Genomic DNA, 17,128 nt, shown 5'->3' with positions numbered 1-17,128 from the left:
CCAGCCCCGTGAAAGGGCTGGCCGCATCTTTTTCCTTGTCAATCGCTTTTCCTGCTATCCCTCCATACGGGGCAGGGTGAGAACAAATTCCGTGCTCCGCCCCGGGCGGGGATGGGGCTCCAGCCGGATCTCTCCTCCGTGGCCCTCCATCACCCGGCGCGTGATGGCCAGGCCCAAGCCGCTTCCCTTTCCGGACCGTGCCTCACTGCCCACCACAAAGGGCTCAAAGATGGTCTGGGCCCGCTCGGGCGGGATGCCGTCCCCGTTGTCCCCCACGCGCAGGAGGACCGTTTTTTCCTCCTGTGTCAGCTCAAAGAACAAGATGGTTCCCAGCCGGTTGTGCCGCAGCGCATTGGAGAGCAGATTATCCAGTACCCGCCGGAACTGCATCCGGTCCAGCGCGCAGAAGACCGCCCTCTCTGGAATGGATATCTCCAGCGTAAAGCCCGCCAGATCGATCTCATCATATTTTCCCGCCAGATAGGCCCGCAGATATTCACACAGATCGGTCCGCTCCAGTTGAAGCACGAACTGCGGATGCTCCACCTTGCTGTATTCGTGGAAGGCATTGATCAATTCCGTCAATCCCTGAGCCCGGCTCTGGATGGCCCGCAAATAGGGCTCCTGTTCTCCGGGCGGCACCTTGCCGTCACAGATGGCGTCCACATAGCCTGCGATCACGGTGATCGGGGTCTTGAGGTCATGGGAAATATCGGCGATGAGCTTCTGTCGCCCCTCATCCAGCCGTTTTCGCTCCCCCTCGCTCTCGGCCAGGCGGTCGGCAAAGCGGTCAAAGCTCTCCCCGATCTGCCGGATCTCCCGGGGGCCGCCGCAGTCTCCCACCCGTACCATCTGCCCTCTGGCCTGCGCCTCCACCGCCTCATTGAGCCGCCGGAGGGGACGGCCGATCTTGCGCCTCATCCAGACGATAAAGGCTCCCGCTGCTGCCAGATAGAGTGGGAGGAAGAGCAGCCAGATCCATCGGGCCGCCAGATAGGACTGGTAGGACTCCTCCGTCCCCATCCGCTTCTCCCGCATCAGGATGGTCCTGCGCTCCCCCTGCGTGTCGGTAAACTCCGCCCGGATCAGCTGGTCCTCGGGAAAACGACGGCCGGAGAGATAGGCATATTCCTCCGGGGTATAACGGCTGCGTCCGTCCCCCAGCCCGCCGAAGATGACCCGGTACTCCTGGTCCAGCAGGGCGGCATCCACGCGCTCCTCCTGGCCGTCCGCCCCCTCTCCATAGAAATGTCGGATGACCAGAAAGCGGCGGCTGCCGTCCTCTGCAAGCTTCTCAAAGGCCTGTGTCTCCACCGAGCTTCCATAGGGTACCACGGTCTCCAAAACCTCTGGCGGGCAGTGTGGATCAAAGTTCTCCTCCGTGGCGTACACCAGTCTACCGTCCGCTCCATACACGGCAAAGGCATCTCCTGCGCCCTTCAAATAATGCCTCAGGCGTTCATAGCTGCCCTCGTTCAGAGCATGATCCCCCAGCAGCCCCGGCCAGTCGGCCGGCTGATACACGTTGAGCAGCCAGGCATTCCAGAGGGCAAAGACGCCTCCGGCCAGCAGGAGCAGCACCAGGGTAAAGAGCAGATAGTTCCGGGCCAGGAGTCCAAAGAGGCCGCCCCTTTCCCTTCTATTTTTCAAGCTTATACCCCAATCCACGTACGGTGATGATGTATTGCGGGTGTCTGGGATCATCCTCCAGCTTGTCCCGCAGCTTGGAGATGTGCACCATCATGGTGTTGTCATCCCCCTCAAAATACGTGCCGATGGCCCCTTCGTAGAGCTGGATCTTGGTAAAGATCCGTCCGGGAGAGCGCATCAGCATGGCCAGGATCTTGTACTCCATGGGTGTGAGGAGGATGGACTCTCCCCGTTTGGTCAGCTGGAAGCTGGCGGTATCCAGCGCCAGGTCCCGCACGGTGAGCACATTCCCGCTGCGCCGCGCGGTCCGGCGGAGCTGGGCCTTGACCCGCGCCGCGATCTCCACCGGATTGAAGGGCTTGGCAATGTAGTCGTCCGCCCCCAGATTGAGTCCCAGGATCTTGTCGTTGTCCTGACTCTTGGCCGAGAGGATCAGAATGGGCAGATCGCTGTACTGCCGCAGGGCCCTGGTCAGCTCAAAGCCGTTGAGTCCCGGCATCATGACATCCAGGATGGCCATATCCGGAGTGTGCTCCCGCGCCAGCTCCAGCGCAGTATTCCCATCGGCCGCTTCCAGTACCCGCATCCCCTCCCCCTCCAGGTAGAGGCGCAGCAGGCTGCGGATGTCCGCATCGTCCTCGGCAATGAGGATCAAAGGCCCCATATTCGATTCCCCCTTGTTATTTTTTTATCCATAAATACTATTTGCATTTCAAAATTCGGCCCTGCTTACCGAACCAAACTTTTCTCCCGGCTCTCCTGGAACAGCGCGGTATAGCAGTCCCAGACCTGAGGCAGCACCTGCTCCAGGCCATACTGCAAAACGGATGCCCGTGTCCGTGCCGCCATTCCATCCCGCAGCCCTGGCTCCTCCAGGAGACGCCGCACCTGCCGGGCAAAGGCCTCGCTGTCCCCATAGGGATAGAGCAATCCGTTCTGGCCCTCTTCGATCAGATCCACATGTCCCTTGACCGCGCTGGCGATCACCGGGAGTCCCAGATACATGGCCTCCATCACATGGAAGGGGAGCCCTTCGATCCGGCTGGCCGCAGCCGCCGCATCCGCGGCGGCATACCAGGGCGCCATGTGGGTGCAGTATCCTGGAAAAAGGACTCGCTCCTCTACCCCCAGCTCCGCCGCCAGCATCCGGCATTCCTCCAGCAGCGCGCCCTCACCCGGGAGGATCAGGTGCACCCGCTCCGGCAGCTCCGCCATGGCCCGGATGAGCACGGCCTGACTCTTCCGCTGGGAGAACTCTGCGGCATAGACCAGTACAAAGTCCTCCTCCTTCAGCCCATACTGGACCCGCAACGCCAGTCCCTGCTCCCTGGAGGTCCCATCCAGGCGGGAAAAATCCACCCCCACGCCGGGAACCGAGCCGATCTCCTTTCCCAGGTGGTACCGGTGGGCCAGATTTAGGTCCGCTCGGTTCATCGTGAGGAGCAGGTCGGTCTCTCCTGCCGTCAGCTGCTCCGCCGTACGCAGAATGGTCCGCTTCACCGGCGCCATATCGTCATCGAAGAGATAGCCGTGCACCATGTTGATCACCTTGGGCCGCTCCCGCATCCCCTTCACCGCCATACGGGTAAAAAAAGCGGCCAGGGAGGTGTGCGTGGCAATGAGGGCATAGCGCTCCGCCCGGATCTTCCGGCGCAACATCCGGGCGGCGGCCCAATTGGCGGGCGCCGTCATCTTTTTCTCCAGGGGCAGGTGGATCACCTCATCCGCCTCTGGAATGGATGCCGGTGCTCCGCCGCAGGCCACATGGACCACCCACCCCTCCTCCCGGAAACGGCGCAGGTAGGGGCGGTGAAAATGCAGAATATGGGAATATGTAGAGGCCGTAAAGAGTACTTTCTGGCCCATATGCGATCACCTTCTTTCCACACAGCATATCATACCCTCCCCTCTCCCGTCTACTGGAAAAGGACGTCTTTTTCCACAGGGAACAGCAAAAAGCAACCGATGATGATCAAAAAATCAGGGATACAACAGGCGCTGTCCCTGCTGTATCCCTGATTTTCATTGCTCTATGGAATCGGTTAAAGGAAGGCCACACCGTAGTCGTAGAGCACGCCCGCCCCGTCGCTTCCCCGGGTCAGGACCATCTGTACCGCTGTGGATGTGTTTTTGGTCCCATCCGGCAGCAAAACGGAGAAGGTACTCTCCTGGCAGGCGTTCCCGTTCAGTTCCTCTGTATTGCGTACGCTCTCCTGTACCAGATCCGTATAGCCTCCGGCGGAGTCTCGTACCTTGATGCCCACCGTTCCCGTATGACGCACCCAGGCAATGGCCTTCCGGTAATCCTGGGTCAGCGTGATGTCCTTGCTGGTCACCGTTCCGCTGGCCAGACTGTCCGGGGTATAGATACAGGTATAGCCCATATCACTGTTATTGTCCGCCTTGATCCGGGTGGCTTTGATATAATATTTTCCCCCCACATTGCGCAGAACCAACGTATAACTCTGATAGGGCTGGACCCGTATCCCGCCGGAAAACTGGTAGGTCAGCTCAACCACCGCAGTATTGGGGACTACCTGAATGTCGCTGATCCCCAGCGTCTCCTCCCCCAGCTTGATCTCCACCCGGGTCTGCAAATTCTGATTTTCGGAAGAATAGCTGCCGCAGGCCAGACGCATCTTGATCTGCTGCAGCGTACCAAAGCCGGTTGGGATAAAGCTTGTCTCTTCGGTTTCATATTGCGGTCCGGGCCAGCTGACAAAGACAAACCGCTCCCGGTTCGAATCTCCCCTGTCATCGTACCCAGGCTCCGCCGCAAATCCCGTGCTGAAATTGGGGACATCCGGTAAAATCCGGATCTGCTTCTGGGCTGCATCATGGTAGGCCCCCGGGGTCACGGACGCGAGGAAGCTATCGTCCTGAAAGCCGTCAAAGGCCAGGGCCTGCCGGTATCCGGTCTCTTTCCCCTCATAGTAGTTTTGCAGCATGAGGTTATAGACCTCCAGTCCCAGCGGCTTCACCTGCCGCTCCAGCAGGTCGGTCCGACCGGTCAGACCGAGGAGCGTCTCATCCAGAATGCGATTGTCGTTATTGAATTCCTCCCGCAGAAAGGAGTCCTCCGCTGCCCATTGGTTGAGGTGAAATCCGGGCGTATATGCGTTTGCCATCAAAATCCCTCCTTACCCTATCCCTCCCCATGGCAGAATGTTGTACGTTTCCGTACACGGAACGGGCAGAAAAAATCGGCGGGCCCCAAAAAGGGGCCCGCCGATCCGGTATAGCGATGATTTTCACAGGGCTCAGGGCTGGGCGCCCATGGCCGCAAGCAGCGCCAGAGCCGCCTCTCCGGTGACTCCTGTCTCATCCAGCGCTTTCATCTGTTCCACAAAGGCCTGGTTCTCCTCACTGAGCGTGATCTGCTCCAGGCGTCCGGCATTGTACTCCTCCAGCATCTGCCAGGTAAGGAGGATCTGGTCCACATACCAGTCGATCTGTCCGATCCGGTCTTTGTCCTCCTCCGCACTCCAGGGGAAGATCTCCCGATAGAGGTCAAATTCCTCCTGCCAGGTCTCGACCACCGACGCCTTCTGGGGAATGCCCTCCCGGGAGGCTGCAAAGAGCTCCTCGTACTGTCCCAGGTCGGCATAGTGGTACTTCTCCAGGCTGTAATTGACGGAATGGATCTTCAGACGGCGCAGCTCCCGGGCATACTCTGCCGCCCGCTCCCGGAATTCAGGCACCTCGGATGTGGCCGCGTTGACTGCCATATCCAGCTTGTACTGGGCCCAGCCGTAGTGGTCCCGGGCAGCCAGATTGCTCATGGTATAGGGGGTCTGTTCCCGGACTCCCGCCTGGATCTCCTCATACTGACGGCTGGCGGTAATATAGTTGAACACAAACCAGCCAAAGACCAGCTGGAAGAGCCACAGTCCGCCCAGCGCGATCCATCCGGCCGCTTTTCCGCTCAGCTTGGCGACCGGCCGGCCATAGCAGACCGCCATCACGCCCAGCAGCAGCAGCGCAAGGGCCTGATAGGCGCTGATGGACCAGACGGCCTCCACCGCTCCGTGGAGGGCCAGCATGGCCAGACAGGCCAGCAGGGTGGACAGGAGCAGATCCTCCTCTCCCTCCCGGCGGCGGCGCAGCAGCATCACGGCGCTGCTGCCCAGCATGGTCAGGAACACCAGCAGTCCGGGAATGCCCATCTCAGCCAGCACCTGAATATAGTGGTTGTGCACATAGCGGCTGGCATAGTAGAAGCTCTGGACCTGGGTGACCGTGCCCTCCACACAGCCCAGACCGTTTCCGATGATGGGGCTCTCCTGGTAGATCTTCAGACCATCCCGCCAGAATTCCACACGCTGGATGGCGTTCTGGTTGGCCCAGAGGCCCTGAATACGGTTTGCCGCAAACTCGGGCAGCAGCAGGTAACCCAGCCGGACCTTTTCTCCGCTGGAGAGGGAGAGGCTCTCCAGATTCGCCCCCTCCGGTGCGCTGAGATTCAGGTAGACCACCTTGGAATCCTCCGGCACAGTGAAGGAGGCCCCCTCCAGATCCCCGGAGTAGAGCACCGTGCTGGTGTGCATGATGGTCTGGGAGGCATTCTGGCTCTCCACCACAACGGAGACCGGTCCCTCCCAGCTTCCCTCCAGCGTATAGGTACCGGGGGCGGGATAGACCGAACGGCGCAGATCCTCACCCGCGTTCAGGGCGATCCCGCCGGAGAGCTGATACCCCAGCACCACATAGGAGACCGCCAGCACCGCCAGCACCGCCACCGTGATCCCGGCGGCCTTTCCGTGGGAGGCGAGGACCGTAGTCAGCCGGTCCCCCACCAAGCGCTGCACCCCATAGAGCAGTCCGCCCGCCGCCACGGCAGCAAGAACCGGAAGCATGCCCAGCGCTCCGCTCTTCCCCAGGCCCTGGAAGGCCACAAACATCATCACCAGGGACACGACCGCGTCCTGGGCCATGAGCAGGAAGAGGGAAAGCCGCTTCCCAGCCGGGGCGGCCAGCAGATAGAGCAGCACGGACACCATAAACATCGCGATGGCGCCCATACTGAAGGCCAGCAAAAAGCCCAGGGTATTGATCCCCAGCAGCATGCTCGCCCCCACACGGCTCCGGGTGGTCCGGGCCGTCATAGCCAGATAGAAGGAGAGCAGCACGCCCAGCGCCAGCATTCCGCCCAGTACGTTGGGGTTCCCCAAAATACCGGTGATACGCACACCCTCCTCATATCCGGTGGACATATACTGGAACTGACAGCCCAGCGCGTCCATCAGGCGGAAGAAGGGGCCTGCCAGCAGCTTGCCCGCGGCGGCGTCCAGGCTCAGCAGGGAAAAGGCCGCCGTCACCGACGCGGTCATGGCTGCCAGCCTGGGGGCGTCCTCCCGCTTGGCGCGCACCAGTACCACACCGTAGACACACAGCGCCGCCAGGATCTTGGAAAACTCCGTCCCCGCGAAGCTGCCAAAACGGCTATACAGGCTGGCCGCCCCATTGAGCAGCAGATAGGCGAATACCGCCAGTACTGGAATGCTCAGCCGCTCTCCCAGACGCTGGGCCGGAGCGCGGCCAATGGAGCAGGCCAAAAAGAGTACGACCGCAGCCACGGCAATATGCTTGTCCGAACCACCCGCCTGGGCCGCCAACAGGAAAAAGAATCCGATCCCAATCAGCGCAAACAGCCCGTTGGATCGTGGAACGACCCCCGTCCGGCGGGTGGATGTATTATGCTTACCCATTCATCCATCTCCTCAATCAGTGTAATTTCTCATCGTTGATGAATCCCTTCACCAGCGTCAAACAAAGGATCTTGATATCAAACAGCAGACTCCAGTGCTCGATATAATAGATATCGTGCTCGATCCGGGCTTGAATGGAAGTATCGCCCCGCAGGCCGTTGACCTGGGCCCATCCGGTGATGCCGGGCCGCACCTGGTGCTTGACCATATAAAGAGGAACTTCCTCTTTGAACTGCTCCACGTAGTAGGGCACCTCTGGACGGGGGCCCACCAGGCTCATATCTCCCCGGAGCACATTGAAAAACTGGGGGAACTCATCAATGGAGCATTTCCGCAGCAGTGCACCGAAGCGGGTCTTGCGGTCGTCAGTGGAGCTGCTCCATCCGGTCTCCTGCCGGTCATTCACCCGCATGGAGCGGAATTTGTACATATAAAAGGGCTTTTTATTCCGCCCGATGCGCTTTTGACGGAAAATCACCGGTCCCGGGGAGGATAGCTTCACCCCAATGGCAGCCGCCAGCATGATGGGAGAGGTAAATACCAGCAGCACCAGCGAACCCACCACATCCATGGCACGCTTACAAAAGGCGTTGGCCCAATTGTCCAGAGGGATACGCCGGATGTTGAGCATGGGAATTCCGTTGAGATCATCAAACTGGGGACGGGAGGGCATATATTCCGCGTAAAAGGGAATGATGGAGAGCTTGGTCCCGGTCTTTTCACAGGCAGCGATGATGTGGGGTGTCTGGGGATAATCCTCCAGATCCACGGCCGAGACCACCTCATCCGGACGGTAGAGGTCCAGAATCGACTCCAGTGCCTCATAATCCCCCAGATAACTTAGCTCCTGCCAGGCTTTTTCATGCTCGGCGGCCACATACCCCACCAGATGATAGCCCAGCTCCCGCTCCCGCCGGATGGTCTCCAGATAGCGGCGGGCCATGGGGCCTCTCCCCAGCAGAATCACATGTTTCTGGTTATACCCTTGCTGCCGGGCATGGCGCAGGACACTGCGCAGCAGTACCCGCTTGGCGCTGAGCAAAAACAGATTCAGGGCAAAGAAAATGGCCAGTGTCCACCGGGAAACATGGATATCATGCCGCACAAAGAGCACACTGAGCAGCACCGTCATATCCAGAATACTGGCCCACCAGAGCTTTGGAAGCTCCCGCAGCAGCCTGGTCTGCCGGAACGAGCGGTACAGGCCAAAGGCGGCATAGGTGAACAGATGCACCGCCACCAACACGCCGGCCAAAATCAGATATTGAGAAAAGGGAACACTGATCACGCCGCCGGGCAACACATAGAAACGCAGCCAGAAGGCAATGGGCAGCGTGAAAAAAATGATAAGTCCGTCGGAAATCACATTCAGGCGGTTGAGCAGGACCTGATTTTCCTTGATCATGGCATACTCCCGTCCATTTCATTGGGTATCACAGTGTTCTATTTTACCCCGTTTCCGCCTGTTCTGTCAAATAAAAACACCCCCGGGGAAATCCCCGGGGGTGAAACTTATTGTTTTTTCAGCGATCCGTCAATCAGCAATTACTTGCAGATCAGGACGTAGGCAGCGATGTTCTCGTTGTCGCTGTCCTTGATGACCAGGATGTTGTCACCCTTGATGTCGCCGTCCTTCACGGTGATAGCGCCGATGGAGGACTCGGACACGTCGGTGCCGTCCACGTACAGGACCTTGGTGCTATCGCTGTAGCTGAAGGTGCCCTGAGCGTTGGCAACCAGACCCTTGGAAGCAACAGTGGCCTCGCTGGGCTGGATGGCGGAACCGGTGACCTTGGTGATCTCGGTGCCGTTGATGGACACGTTGTCATAGTAGCCCTTGGAGGCAAACAGCTTGCCGTCCTCGGAGGTCAGAGTGGTCTTCTCACCCTTGTAGATGACATCGTAGGTGTAGGTCTTGTCATCGGAGGTGCCGGTCACGGTGGGGTTCTTGTCCAGGACATAGACGCCCTCGGTGGAACCGGTCATATCGCTGTCGCTGATGAAGACAGCCTTGGCGATGTTGTTCTTGTCAACAATAGCGCTACCGGTCTTAACGGTGATCTCCTTGGGCACGTTGGCGATACCGGTGTAGACGGTGTAGACGTCGTTGCCGCGGTCGATCACGAACACGGTCTGAGCATTGGCCAGAACACCGCTCTTGATCTGGGTCTTGCCCTTCTCAATGGTGGTGCTGTTGATGTTCTTCTCGGTCAGGTCGGTCAGAACCAGCTTGTAGACGCCCTTGGAGTTGACGCTGTAAGCGTAGATAGCGCCCTCAGTAGGAGCGACCTTCTTAGTGCCGTTGTCATAGTAAGCGTTGACAACCTCGGTGGTGCCGTCGGTCTTCAGGATCTTGGTGTTGGCGTAGCCGCTGACGCTGCTGAAGCTATCCACAGCCAGGACCTTCAGGTACTCGTCGGCAGCAGCCTCGGCGTCGGTGTAAACCACGTAGCCGGCGTTGTCCAGGTAGAAGGTGACCTTGTCGCCCAGCTCAACAGCCTCATTCAGGTTCTTGGCATCCTCGTTGACACCCTTCACCAGGCCAGACTGCTCGTAGGTGGTGTCGTCGGCAGTGACCTTGTTGCCCTTGATGGAGGAGACGGTCACCTCGACGGACTTGGCGGGCTCAACAAACTCCTTGTTGCCGATCTTGTAGATGAAGACATAGTCGTCCTTCTTCACGTCAGCGAAGCCGTTGATGTCCTTGGCAGCCTTGGTGCTGCTCAGGCTCTTGTAGGTGATGCTATCAGCGGGGTTGACAGCGCTGACGTTGATGGTGCCGTCCTTGCTGTCGTTGTAGCTGGTGACCTTACCGAAGGTCTTGACCAGCTGCAGGGCGTAATCGACAACACCGTCATCGTTGTTGTCGATGAAGGTCAGCTCCTTACCAGCCTCGTTGGTGGTCAGAGGATCGTTCTTGGTGCTGTCGCCGGAGCCAGTAGTACGGATGGCATAGTTGACATACCACTCGGTGCTGCTGTTGGTCTTCAGGTTGTTGTCGTCCAGGTACTCCTTGATCTTGGTGGCGGAGTCCTTACCAGCGGTCAGGACAGCCACGTTGTTAGTATCGGACTCCAGAGCGTTGCCCAGCACGACGGCCTTGGAGGTCTGAGTGCTGTTGGCATCGGGCTGCACGAACATGGTCACGGTCTTACCAACCATGTCCAGATCAGTGGACACCTTGAAGGCGCCAGTGCTGTTCAGGCCCTTGGGAGCGTCGTTCAGCTGGACATAGGTCTTGCCCTCGTCCTGCACGCCGGCGCCATTCAGAGCAGCGTACTCGTTGGCCAGAACGACACCCTCAACCTTGACGGCCTTGAAAGCCTTCTCCAGCAGGGTCTCGCCGGTCTCCTGACGCTGGGTGTTAGCCACGATCTGACCGTTGGTGCTCACACCGGGAACGATCTCGTACTTCACCATCTCAGCGTTCAGAGCGTTGTAGATCATCTGAGCAGCCTGGTCACGGGTCAGGGCAGCGGAGGTGTTGATGGTCTCCAGGCCCTTGTACAGGCCGACCTGGTTGGCCAGAACGTCAGTGCTGACCTGCCAAGTGGCGCCGCCGATTCCCTCGTAGGTGGTGTTGTAGCCCACGGCCACCAGCAGCATCTTAGCAGCCTCGGAGCCGGTCACCTGAGCGGAAGGAGCAAAGGTGTTGTTGCCCTTGCCGGCGATGATGCCCTGCTGCACGCAGTAGGCGATGTACTTCTCAGCCCAGTGGCCCTTGGTGTCGGTGAAGCTGGTGGTCAGGTTGCCCAGGGTGGGCTCCTTACCGCCGTTCAGGGTCACGCAGATCAGGCGGGCGAAGGAAGCGCGGTCGATGTTCTGAGTGGCGCCGTAGGAGCCATCGGGCAGACCGGCAATGATGCCCAGCTCGGTGACCATGGACACGGCGTCCTTGTTGACGATCTCATCCTTATCGGTGAAATCGTTGAAGCTAGCAGCGCTGGCGGTAGCCATCATACCAAGAACCATGGTAGAAGCCATACCAACACTGAGCACTCGCTTCAGGTTGTTCATGTGGAGTTCCTCCTTTAAACATTTTCCCTCGGAGAGGCAATGCTCTCCCTTGGGTTCGTTCCTACTATACACGTCAAAGAAAAAAAGGTCAATAGATTTCCCGCATCCGTAACACAAGCGTAATCTTTCTAACAGAATCCGGTTTTATTTCCTCCCGCCCCCTGTGTTTCTTTATATATAAGGTATCAGTGGGCTGTGCGGGTCAAGCGCCAGAGTGTGGTGCGGCTGATGCCCAAACGCTTGGCGGCGGCGGTCTGATTCCCGTCCAGCTCTTCCAGGACGCGGAATACGATGTCCTGGTCGATCTCGGCCAGTGTGCGGTTCAGGTCCAGCGGTGCGCAGACTCCCTTTGTGGCAGGCGAGAGCACACACTCATACCGCTCTTTTTGCAGAACCCGCCGAATATCCTCGGCCCGGATGGTCTGCCCCGGCGCAGTGGTGGCCGCCTCTTCCACGATCCGCTGGAATTGGATGTAGTTATGGGGCCAATGAAATTCCTGAAGCAGTTCAATGGCCCGCTCCTCCGCCCCCAGGACAGGATGGGGTGCATTGGCATTCAGCCGCCCCAGAATCAGGTGCAGCATGGTGGGGATCTCACCGCGCATCATACGCAGAGGCGGAAGATACAGCGAGAGTGCGCCCAACCCATTGAGCCACTGTGCGCCCTCGGCGGAGATCTGCTCTCCCTCCTGCGAGACACACGAAATGATGACATGATTGCGCCGGCACACATCGGTCTCCTTCAGCACACCGATCAGCTGGTCTCTCCGCTCGGGAGAGAGGGACTGGACATGTGCGATGTGGATCACATGTCCGCTGTCCAACAGCGGGGAATTGTGATGTTCTAACAGGAAATTCCAACCCTTTTCATGGAGCAGACCGCAGTGGATGGATACCAGCGCGCTTCCCCGATAGGGTCCCTGCACATATAACAGGTGGACGACGGTCTCTTTTCCGGTCCCATCTTCCCCGCAGAGAACCAGCGGCGCGGTATTCCCGGCAAAATACCGGATCTGCTCCCGCAGTTCATGGCCAGGCAGGCACTGCATGCGTTCGGCAATGGCATCCTCTGCCTCCTGCCGGGAAAGATAGGAGATCCCCATCTGTGCCGGCCCCAGGGGAATCCGGCGCTCTTCCACAAAGAAAGCGGTATAGCTTTTGCTTCCAAAGAGTACTCGTCTCGCCTGGATGGAGTAGCGCATGGCGTTGATGTGCTTGGTCAGTCCCCGCTCCTCCTCCATGCCGGGCAGCAGGAGGGCCCCCCGCAATACTTCGAGCAGTTCCGGTGCCAGATTCTCCATGGTGGAAAAGAACACCTCGCCGTTCTGATTGTCCAGCACCGCAATTTTTCCCGCCTGTCCCCGCAGGATCTCCCGGAAAAAGCTGTTTTCCTGCCGCAGGCGCTCATGGCTGCGGCAGAGGCTCAGCGTCTGCTCCAATGCCTTTCGCAGACTTTCGATCCCGGACGTGATCAGAATCGCATTGAACCCCAGCCGCCGGGCAATGATACTGGCCGTCATATCGCACAGCACGGTATCATACTGCTCTGTCTGCAATTCCTTCAACTTGGGCTCCAGCGCATCCAGGGATTCCACCGTGAAAATATCCACGTGGTAGTTGAGCAGGTCGCACAGGACTTTTGCACTGATGGTAATGTTGGCATAGGCCACCATGGCCACCTTCCCCCGGATGCCGTTGGACAGGCGTAGTGCGCAAAACACATCATAGAGCGAGATCTCCACCTCTACCACAGGCAGTCCTTTCCCCTGGAGAATACTGGCCGTACCGCCTCTGGAGAGGATCACATCATAGTCGGTGTGAAAATAGTGCTCCGCGATCTCCACACCCTTTTCCATGTTCCCCACAAATACATCCATGCTCACCCGCGGATACTCCTCGGCCAGGTTGTACAGGAGCGTCTTCATTCCCTCATAGGGTACGACTCCAAGTACCCGTACATTTTGTTCCATCAATGTCCCCCCTACACTGTTTCTTTTTGAAATCAATTTTACCACATAACCAAAATAGAGACAATATTTTTTCCGCTCGTTTCAAAAAGAAACAAAATATCGGTTTAGCTCCAATTGCAAGAATAGACAGTTTTCGTTACAATAGACTTGATCAAACTGTTGAGATTTTCCACGTCTCCACAGTTGGGACTGGACACAAGGAGGGGATTGCCTTTTTGATCAACTAAGTACCCACTATCACTACAAAGAGGAGAGAAGTAAATGAATAGCACTATGTTAGTTGTGAATCTGGCCATCTCCATTGCGCTGATCATTGGCCTGATTCTCATCCCCAAGCTCAACCCCATGGTCAGCCTGGTCATCGCCAGTGCCTACATGGGTATTTCCTGTGGTCTTGGCGTTCTCACCACTATGGATACCATCGCTTCCGGCTTCGGCAGCATGATGACCAGCATCGGCCTTCCCATCGGCCTGGGCGTCCTGCTGGGTCAGCTGATGAGCGACACCGGTATGGCGCAGAAGATCGCCACCACCCTGGTCCATGCCGTACCCGCCAGGTTCGTTATGTGGGCCCTGGCCGGCGCCGGCTTCCTGCTCGCCATCCCCGTGTTTTTTGATATCACCTTTATCATCCTGATCCCCATCGGCATCGCCGTGGCCAAAGAGATCAATAAGCCCATGGCCTATGTCAGCACCGCCCTCATCATCGGCGACGTGATCGCCCAGACCTACATCCCCCCCACGCCCAATCCGCTGGCCGCGCCCGACCTGCTGGGCTACAGCCTGGGTACCCAGATGGTGGTCGGCCTGATTGTGGGTGTCATTGTGCTGATCCCCTCCATGCTCATCACCACCAAGGCCCTGAACGCCGGCCTCTTTAATGATGAGAAGGACGTCAACCACGAGGTGGATGTGCTCAAGAACCTCTCGGAGCACGAGGCCAACCGCAAGGATCTGCCCCAGCCCTCCTTCGCTCTGTCCATGGTGCCTCTGCTGCTGCCCGTTGTGCTCATTCTGATCAGCTCTGTGCTTCAGGCCACCGGTGCTCCCGCCGATTCTCTGGCGGTCTCCCTGCTGAGCAACAAGATCTTCACCCTGCTCATGGCCGTTCTGGTGGCCTACGTCGTGGCCTGGAAGTACATCGGCCGCAAGAAGGCTGAGGCCTCCGCCAACAACGCCCTGGGTACCGCTGGCGTGGCGCTGGCCATCACCGGCGCCGGCGGCTCCTTCGGCAGCGTGATCGCCGCCACCAACATCGGCGACGCCCTCATCAGCGCCCTGAACATCGGCACCGGCTCCGTGGTGAGCGTGCTGCTCTTTGCCTACTTCATCGGCTTTATCTTCCGTGTGGCGCAGGGCTCTGGTACCGTGGCCGGCATCACTGCCATGACCATCATGTCCACCATCGCCCCCTCCGTGCCCGTGCATCCCGTGTGGATCGCCATGGCCTGCCTGGCCGGCGGTATTTCCATCGGCCATGTCAATGACTCCGGCTTCTGGGTCTGCACCAACCTGTCTGGCTTCACCGTCACCGGCGGTCTGAAGACTTACACCTGGCCCATCTTCACCGTGACCGTGTTTACCCTGATTGCCGCCATTGTGGGCGCTCTTCTGTTCCCCATGGTATAATCATTTACCTCCATTCGGCCACCTCTCTTTGGAGGTGGCCGAATCTGCCCCTCGCCCTCCACGATTTCAGAAAGGAGCTTTATCATGGCCTTTGAAAGCAATCCGAACAGTGTTGTGGAACAACTCTGTCAGAGTGTCTCCCTTCCCAAGATGGTGCGTGTTCACCAGAAGTTTGACTCTACCCACTTTGAGCCGGAGGAACTCCCCGCGGTGGTTCACGCCCAGCTGGAGCGGGAAAACATCCGCAAGCAGATCCGTCCCGGCATGTCCATCGCTATCACCTGCGGCAGCCGCGGCATCGCTAACATTGCCATCATTATCCGCGCCATTGTTGACTTTGTAAAGGAGTGCGGCGCAAATCCCTTTGTCTTCCCCGCCATGGGCAGCCACGGCGGCGCTACCCCCGAGGGCCAGCTGGAAGTTCTGCGCAGCTATCATGTGACCGAGGAGACCATGGGCTGCCCCATCCGTGCGACCATGGAGACGGTCTACCTGGGCGATACCGTGGAAGGCAAGCCCGTTTTCAGCGACAAGTATGCCCATGAGGCGGACGGCGTGATCCTCTGCGGCCGCATCAAGCCCCACACCTCCTTCCGCGGCCCCTACGAGAGCGGCCTGCTGAAAATGGCTGTGATCGGCATGGGCAAGCAGCACGGTGCGGAGTCGGTCCATGAGTCCGGCTTCCAGAACATGGGCCGCATCATGCCCCAGTTTGCCCGCGTTGTGTTTGACCACACCAACATTCTGGCCGGCGTCGGTATCATCGAGAACGCCTATGACCAGACCTACAAGATCGCCGCGCTGGACGCCCAGGAGATCTGGGAGCAGGAGCCCGCCCTGCTTCAGGAGGCCAATCGTATGATGGGTCGTCTCTGGATCGAAAAGACCGACGTCCTGGTCGTGGACCGTCTGGGCAAGAACATCTCCGGCGACGGCATGGACCCCAACGTCTCCGGTACCTTCGGCAGCCCCGGACGTCAGCGCAATGAAGTCCCCGGTCCCATCTGCGCTCAGCGCACGGTGGTTCTGGACCTGACGGATGAGAGCCACGGCAATGCCAACGGCATCGGTGTGGCCGACGTGACCACCAAGCGTCTGGTCGATAAGACCGACGTGGACATCACATATCCCAACGCCCTTACCTCTACTCTGGTCAACATGGTAAAGATGCCCATCTTCTCCCACAGCGACCAGGGTGCCATCCGGCTGGCTGTCCGGATCTGCAACGAGATCGACAAGGCTCACCCCCGTATCGTTCGTATCGCCAACACCATGGAGATCGGTCACATCTGGGTCTCCGAGGCGCTGATCGACGAGGTTAAGGCCCATCCCAACATGGAGTTGGAGGGCGAACCGGAGGAATGGCCCTTTGATGAAAAGGGAAATCTCTGGTAATTTCTTTTGCGGCTCCCTTTCCATTCCCCTGCCGCATTTGGGGATGGTTGCAGCAGGCCACCCAAATGCGGCAGCGGGAGCTTTTATTCTGATTTTACGCGCTTGAGCGCCTGGAGGTTACTATGCGTAATGCAATGATCATTGATCCAAAGGACAATGTAGCCGTGGCCATTGAGGCCATTCAGAGCGGCGACACTGTCACCTACCTCAGCGGCAACGAGGAGAAGACCCTCACCGCCCGGCAGGACATCACCATCTATCACAAGCTGGCTGTCTGCGACATTTCCAAGGGTTCCCCCATCTGCAAGTACGGCGAGCACATCGGCATTGCCTCCTGCGACATCAAGGCCGGCGAGCATGTCCACGTCCACAATGTGGAGAGCCACCGCGAGGACCTGGAAGCCGAGGCATAAGGGAAAAGGAGGAAGTAAGGCATGAATTTCTATGGTTATAAGCGTCCCGACGGCCGCGTGGGTATCCGGAACAAGGTTCTGATCCTGCCCGCCAGCGTCTGCGCATCGGACACCACCCGCATCATCTCCCAGCAGGTGGTGGGCTCCGTCACCTTCAACAACCAGAACGGCTGCTCTCAGGTCGCCTCTGACCAGCAGCTGACCATGGACGTGATGGCTGGCTTTGCCGCCAACCCCAACGTCTACGGCACCGTGGTGGTCTCCCTGGGCTGTGAGAACTGCCAGATGGACCTGGTGGTCAAGGCCATCCAGGAGCGTACCAACAAGCCCCTCAAGCAGGTCATCA

Annotated in this window: 12 protein-coding genes; 4 read left to right on the top strand and 8 right to left on the bottom strand. The window is 58.8% G+C overall.

The genetic code is table 11. The features are described from left to right. Positions 1–54: 54 nt before the first annotated feature. The 8 genes from INF37_RS02125 to INF37_RS02090 all read right to left on the bottom strand — a co-directional run bounded on the left by INF37_RS02125 (position 55) and on the right by INF37_RS02090 (position 13,345). Positions 55–1,650 (bottom strand): sensor histidine kinase, encoded by a 1,596-nt coding sequence (locus INF37_RS02125; RefSeq protein WP_193536162.1) that lies wholly within the window; start codon positions 1,648–1,650, stop codon positions 55–57. Then, complete coding sequence (locus INF37_RS02120) at positions 1,640–2,314, bottom strand: response regulator transcription factor (RefSeq protein WP_193536160.1); 675 nt, start codon at positions 2,312–2,314, stop codon at positions 1,640–1,642. Before INF37_RS02120 ends, INF37_RS02125 begins: the two co-directional genes overlap by 11 nt. Positions 2,315–2,379: 65 nt before the next feature. After that, a complete protein-coding gene (locus INF37_RS02115) occupies positions 2,380–3,516 on the bottom strand; it encodes a glycosyltransferase (RefSeq protein WP_193536158.1) in 1,137 nt (378 codons plus the stop codon). A 176-nt stretch (positions 3,517–3,692) separates the two neighbouring features. After that, entirely contained in the window at positions 3,693–4,778 is a 1,086-nt protein-coding gene (locus tag INF37_RS02110) for a hypothetical protein (protein ID WP_193536156.1), read from the bottom strand. Between the two features lie 132 nt (positions 4,779–4,910). After that, the gene (locus INF37_RS02105; RefSeq protein ID WP_193536154.1) at positions 4,911–7,358 is read right to left on the bottom strand and encodes an O-antigen ligase family protein; all 2,448 of its coding nucleotides are present in this window, start codon (positions 7,356–7,358) and stop codon (positions 4,911–4,913) included. A 16-nt stretch (positions 7,359–7,374) separates the two neighbouring features. Then, positions 7,375–8,763 carry an undecaprenyl-phosphate glucose phosphotransferase gene (locus INF37_RS02100; RefSeq protein ID WP_193536152.1) on the bottom strand — a complete coding sequence of 463 codons (1,389 nt, stop codon included), beginning with the start codon at positions 8,761–8,763 and terminating at the stop codon, positions 7,375–7,377. 140 nt (positions 8,764–8,903) lie between these two features. Next, positions 8,904–11,375: an S-layer homology domain-containing protein gene (locus INF37_RS02095; protein ID WP_193536150.1), complete on the bottom strand. Its 2,472-nt coding sequence runs from the start codon at positions 11,373–11,375 to the stop codon at positions 8,904–8,906. A gap of 185 nt (positions 11,376–11,560) precedes the next feature. Beyond that, the gene (locus tag INF37_RS02090; protein WP_193536147.1) at positions 11,561–13,345 is read right to left on the bottom strand and encodes a sigma-54-dependent transcriptional regulator; all 1,785 of its coding nucleotides are present in this window, start codon (positions 13,343–13,345) and stop codon (positions 11,561–11,563) included. Between the two features lie 261 nt (positions 13,346–13,606). On the opposite strand from INF37_RS02090, the gene INF37_RS02085 reads away from it, so the two are divergent. The 4 genes from INF37_RS02085 to INF37_RS02070 all read left to right on the top strand — a co-directional run. Next, positions 13,607–14,974 (top strand): GntP family permease, encoded by a 1,368-nt coding sequence (locus INF37_RS02085; protein WP_193536145.1) that lies wholly within the window; start codon positions 13,607–13,609, stop codon positions 14,972–14,974. Between the two features lie 84 nt (positions 14,975–15,058). Beyond that, complete coding sequence (locus tag INF37_RS02080; RefSeq protein ID WP_193536143.1) at positions 15,059–16,369, top strand: nickel pincer cofactor-dependent isomerase, group 22; 1,311 nt, start codon at positions 15,059–15,061, stop codon at positions 16,367–16,369. A gap of 122 nt (positions 16,370–16,491) precedes the next feature. Then, positions 16,492–16,782, top strand: coding sequence for a UxaA family hydrolase (locus tag INF37_RS02075; RefSeq protein ID WP_101691438.1), 291 nt, complete (start codon positions 16,492–16,494; stop codon positions 16,780–16,782). 21 nt (positions 16,783–16,803) lie between these two features. Continuing rightward, the coding region (locus tag INF37_RS02070) for a UxaA family hydrolase (RefSeq protein WP_193536141.1) at positions 16,804–17,128 on the top strand (325 nt) is incomplete at its 3' end.

Origin of the sequence: Pseudoflavonifractor gallinarum (assembly GCF_014982855.1) — a bacterium.
GTDB lineage: Bacteria > Bacillota > Clostridia > Oscillospirales > Oscillospiraceae > Pseudoflavonifractor_A > Pseudoflavonifractor_A gallinarum.
Note: the sequence above shows the minus strand (reverse complement) of the source record. Positions and strands in the feature narration are given on the sequence as shown.

What these genes read in the sequence shown, in the direction of transcription:
- INF37_RS02080 (WP_193536143.1), top strand. Translation starts at nt 15,059, where the DNA reads ATGGCCTTTGAAAGCAATCCGAACAGTGTTGTGGAACAACTCTGTCAG.
- INF37_RS02100 (WP_193536152.1), bottom strand. Translation starts at nt 8,763, where the DNA reads ATGATCAAGGAAAATCAGGTCCTGCTCAACCGCCTGAATGTGATTTCC.
- INF37_RS02110 (WP_193536156.1), bottom strand. Translation starts at nt 4,778, where the DNA reads ATGGCAAACGCATATACGCCCGGATTTCACCTCAACCAATGGGCAGCG.
- INF37_RS02115 (WP_193536158.1), bottom strand. Translation starts at nt 3,516, where the DNA reads ATGGGCCAGAAAGTACTCTTTACGGCCTCTACATATTCCCATATTCTG.
- INF37_RS02085 (WP_193536145.1), top strand. Translation starts at nt 13,607, where the DNA reads ATGAATAGCACTATGTTAGTTGTGAATCTGGCCATCTCCATTGCGCTG.
- INF37_RS02075 (WP_101691438.1), top strand. Translation starts at nt 16,492, where the DNA reads ATGCGTAATGCAATGATCATTGATCCAAAGGACAATGTAGCCGTGGCC.
- INF37_RS02120 (WP_193536160.1), bottom strand. Translation starts at nt 2,314, where the DNA reads ATGGGGCCTTTGATCCTCATTGCCGAGGACGATGCGGACATCCGCAGC.
- INF37_RS02090 (WP_193536147.1), bottom strand. Translation starts at nt 13,345, where the DNA reads ATGGAACAAAATGTACGGGTACTTGGAGTCGTACCCTATGAGGGAATG.
- INF37_RS02105 (WP_193536154.1), bottom strand. Translation starts at nt 7,358, where the DNA reads ATGGGTAAGCATAATACATCCACCCGCCGGACGGGGGTCGTTCCACGA.
- INF37_RS02095 (WP_193536150.1), bottom strand. Translation starts at nt 11,375, where the DNA reads ATGAACAACCTGAAGCGAGTGCTCAGTGTTGGTATGGCTTCTACCATG.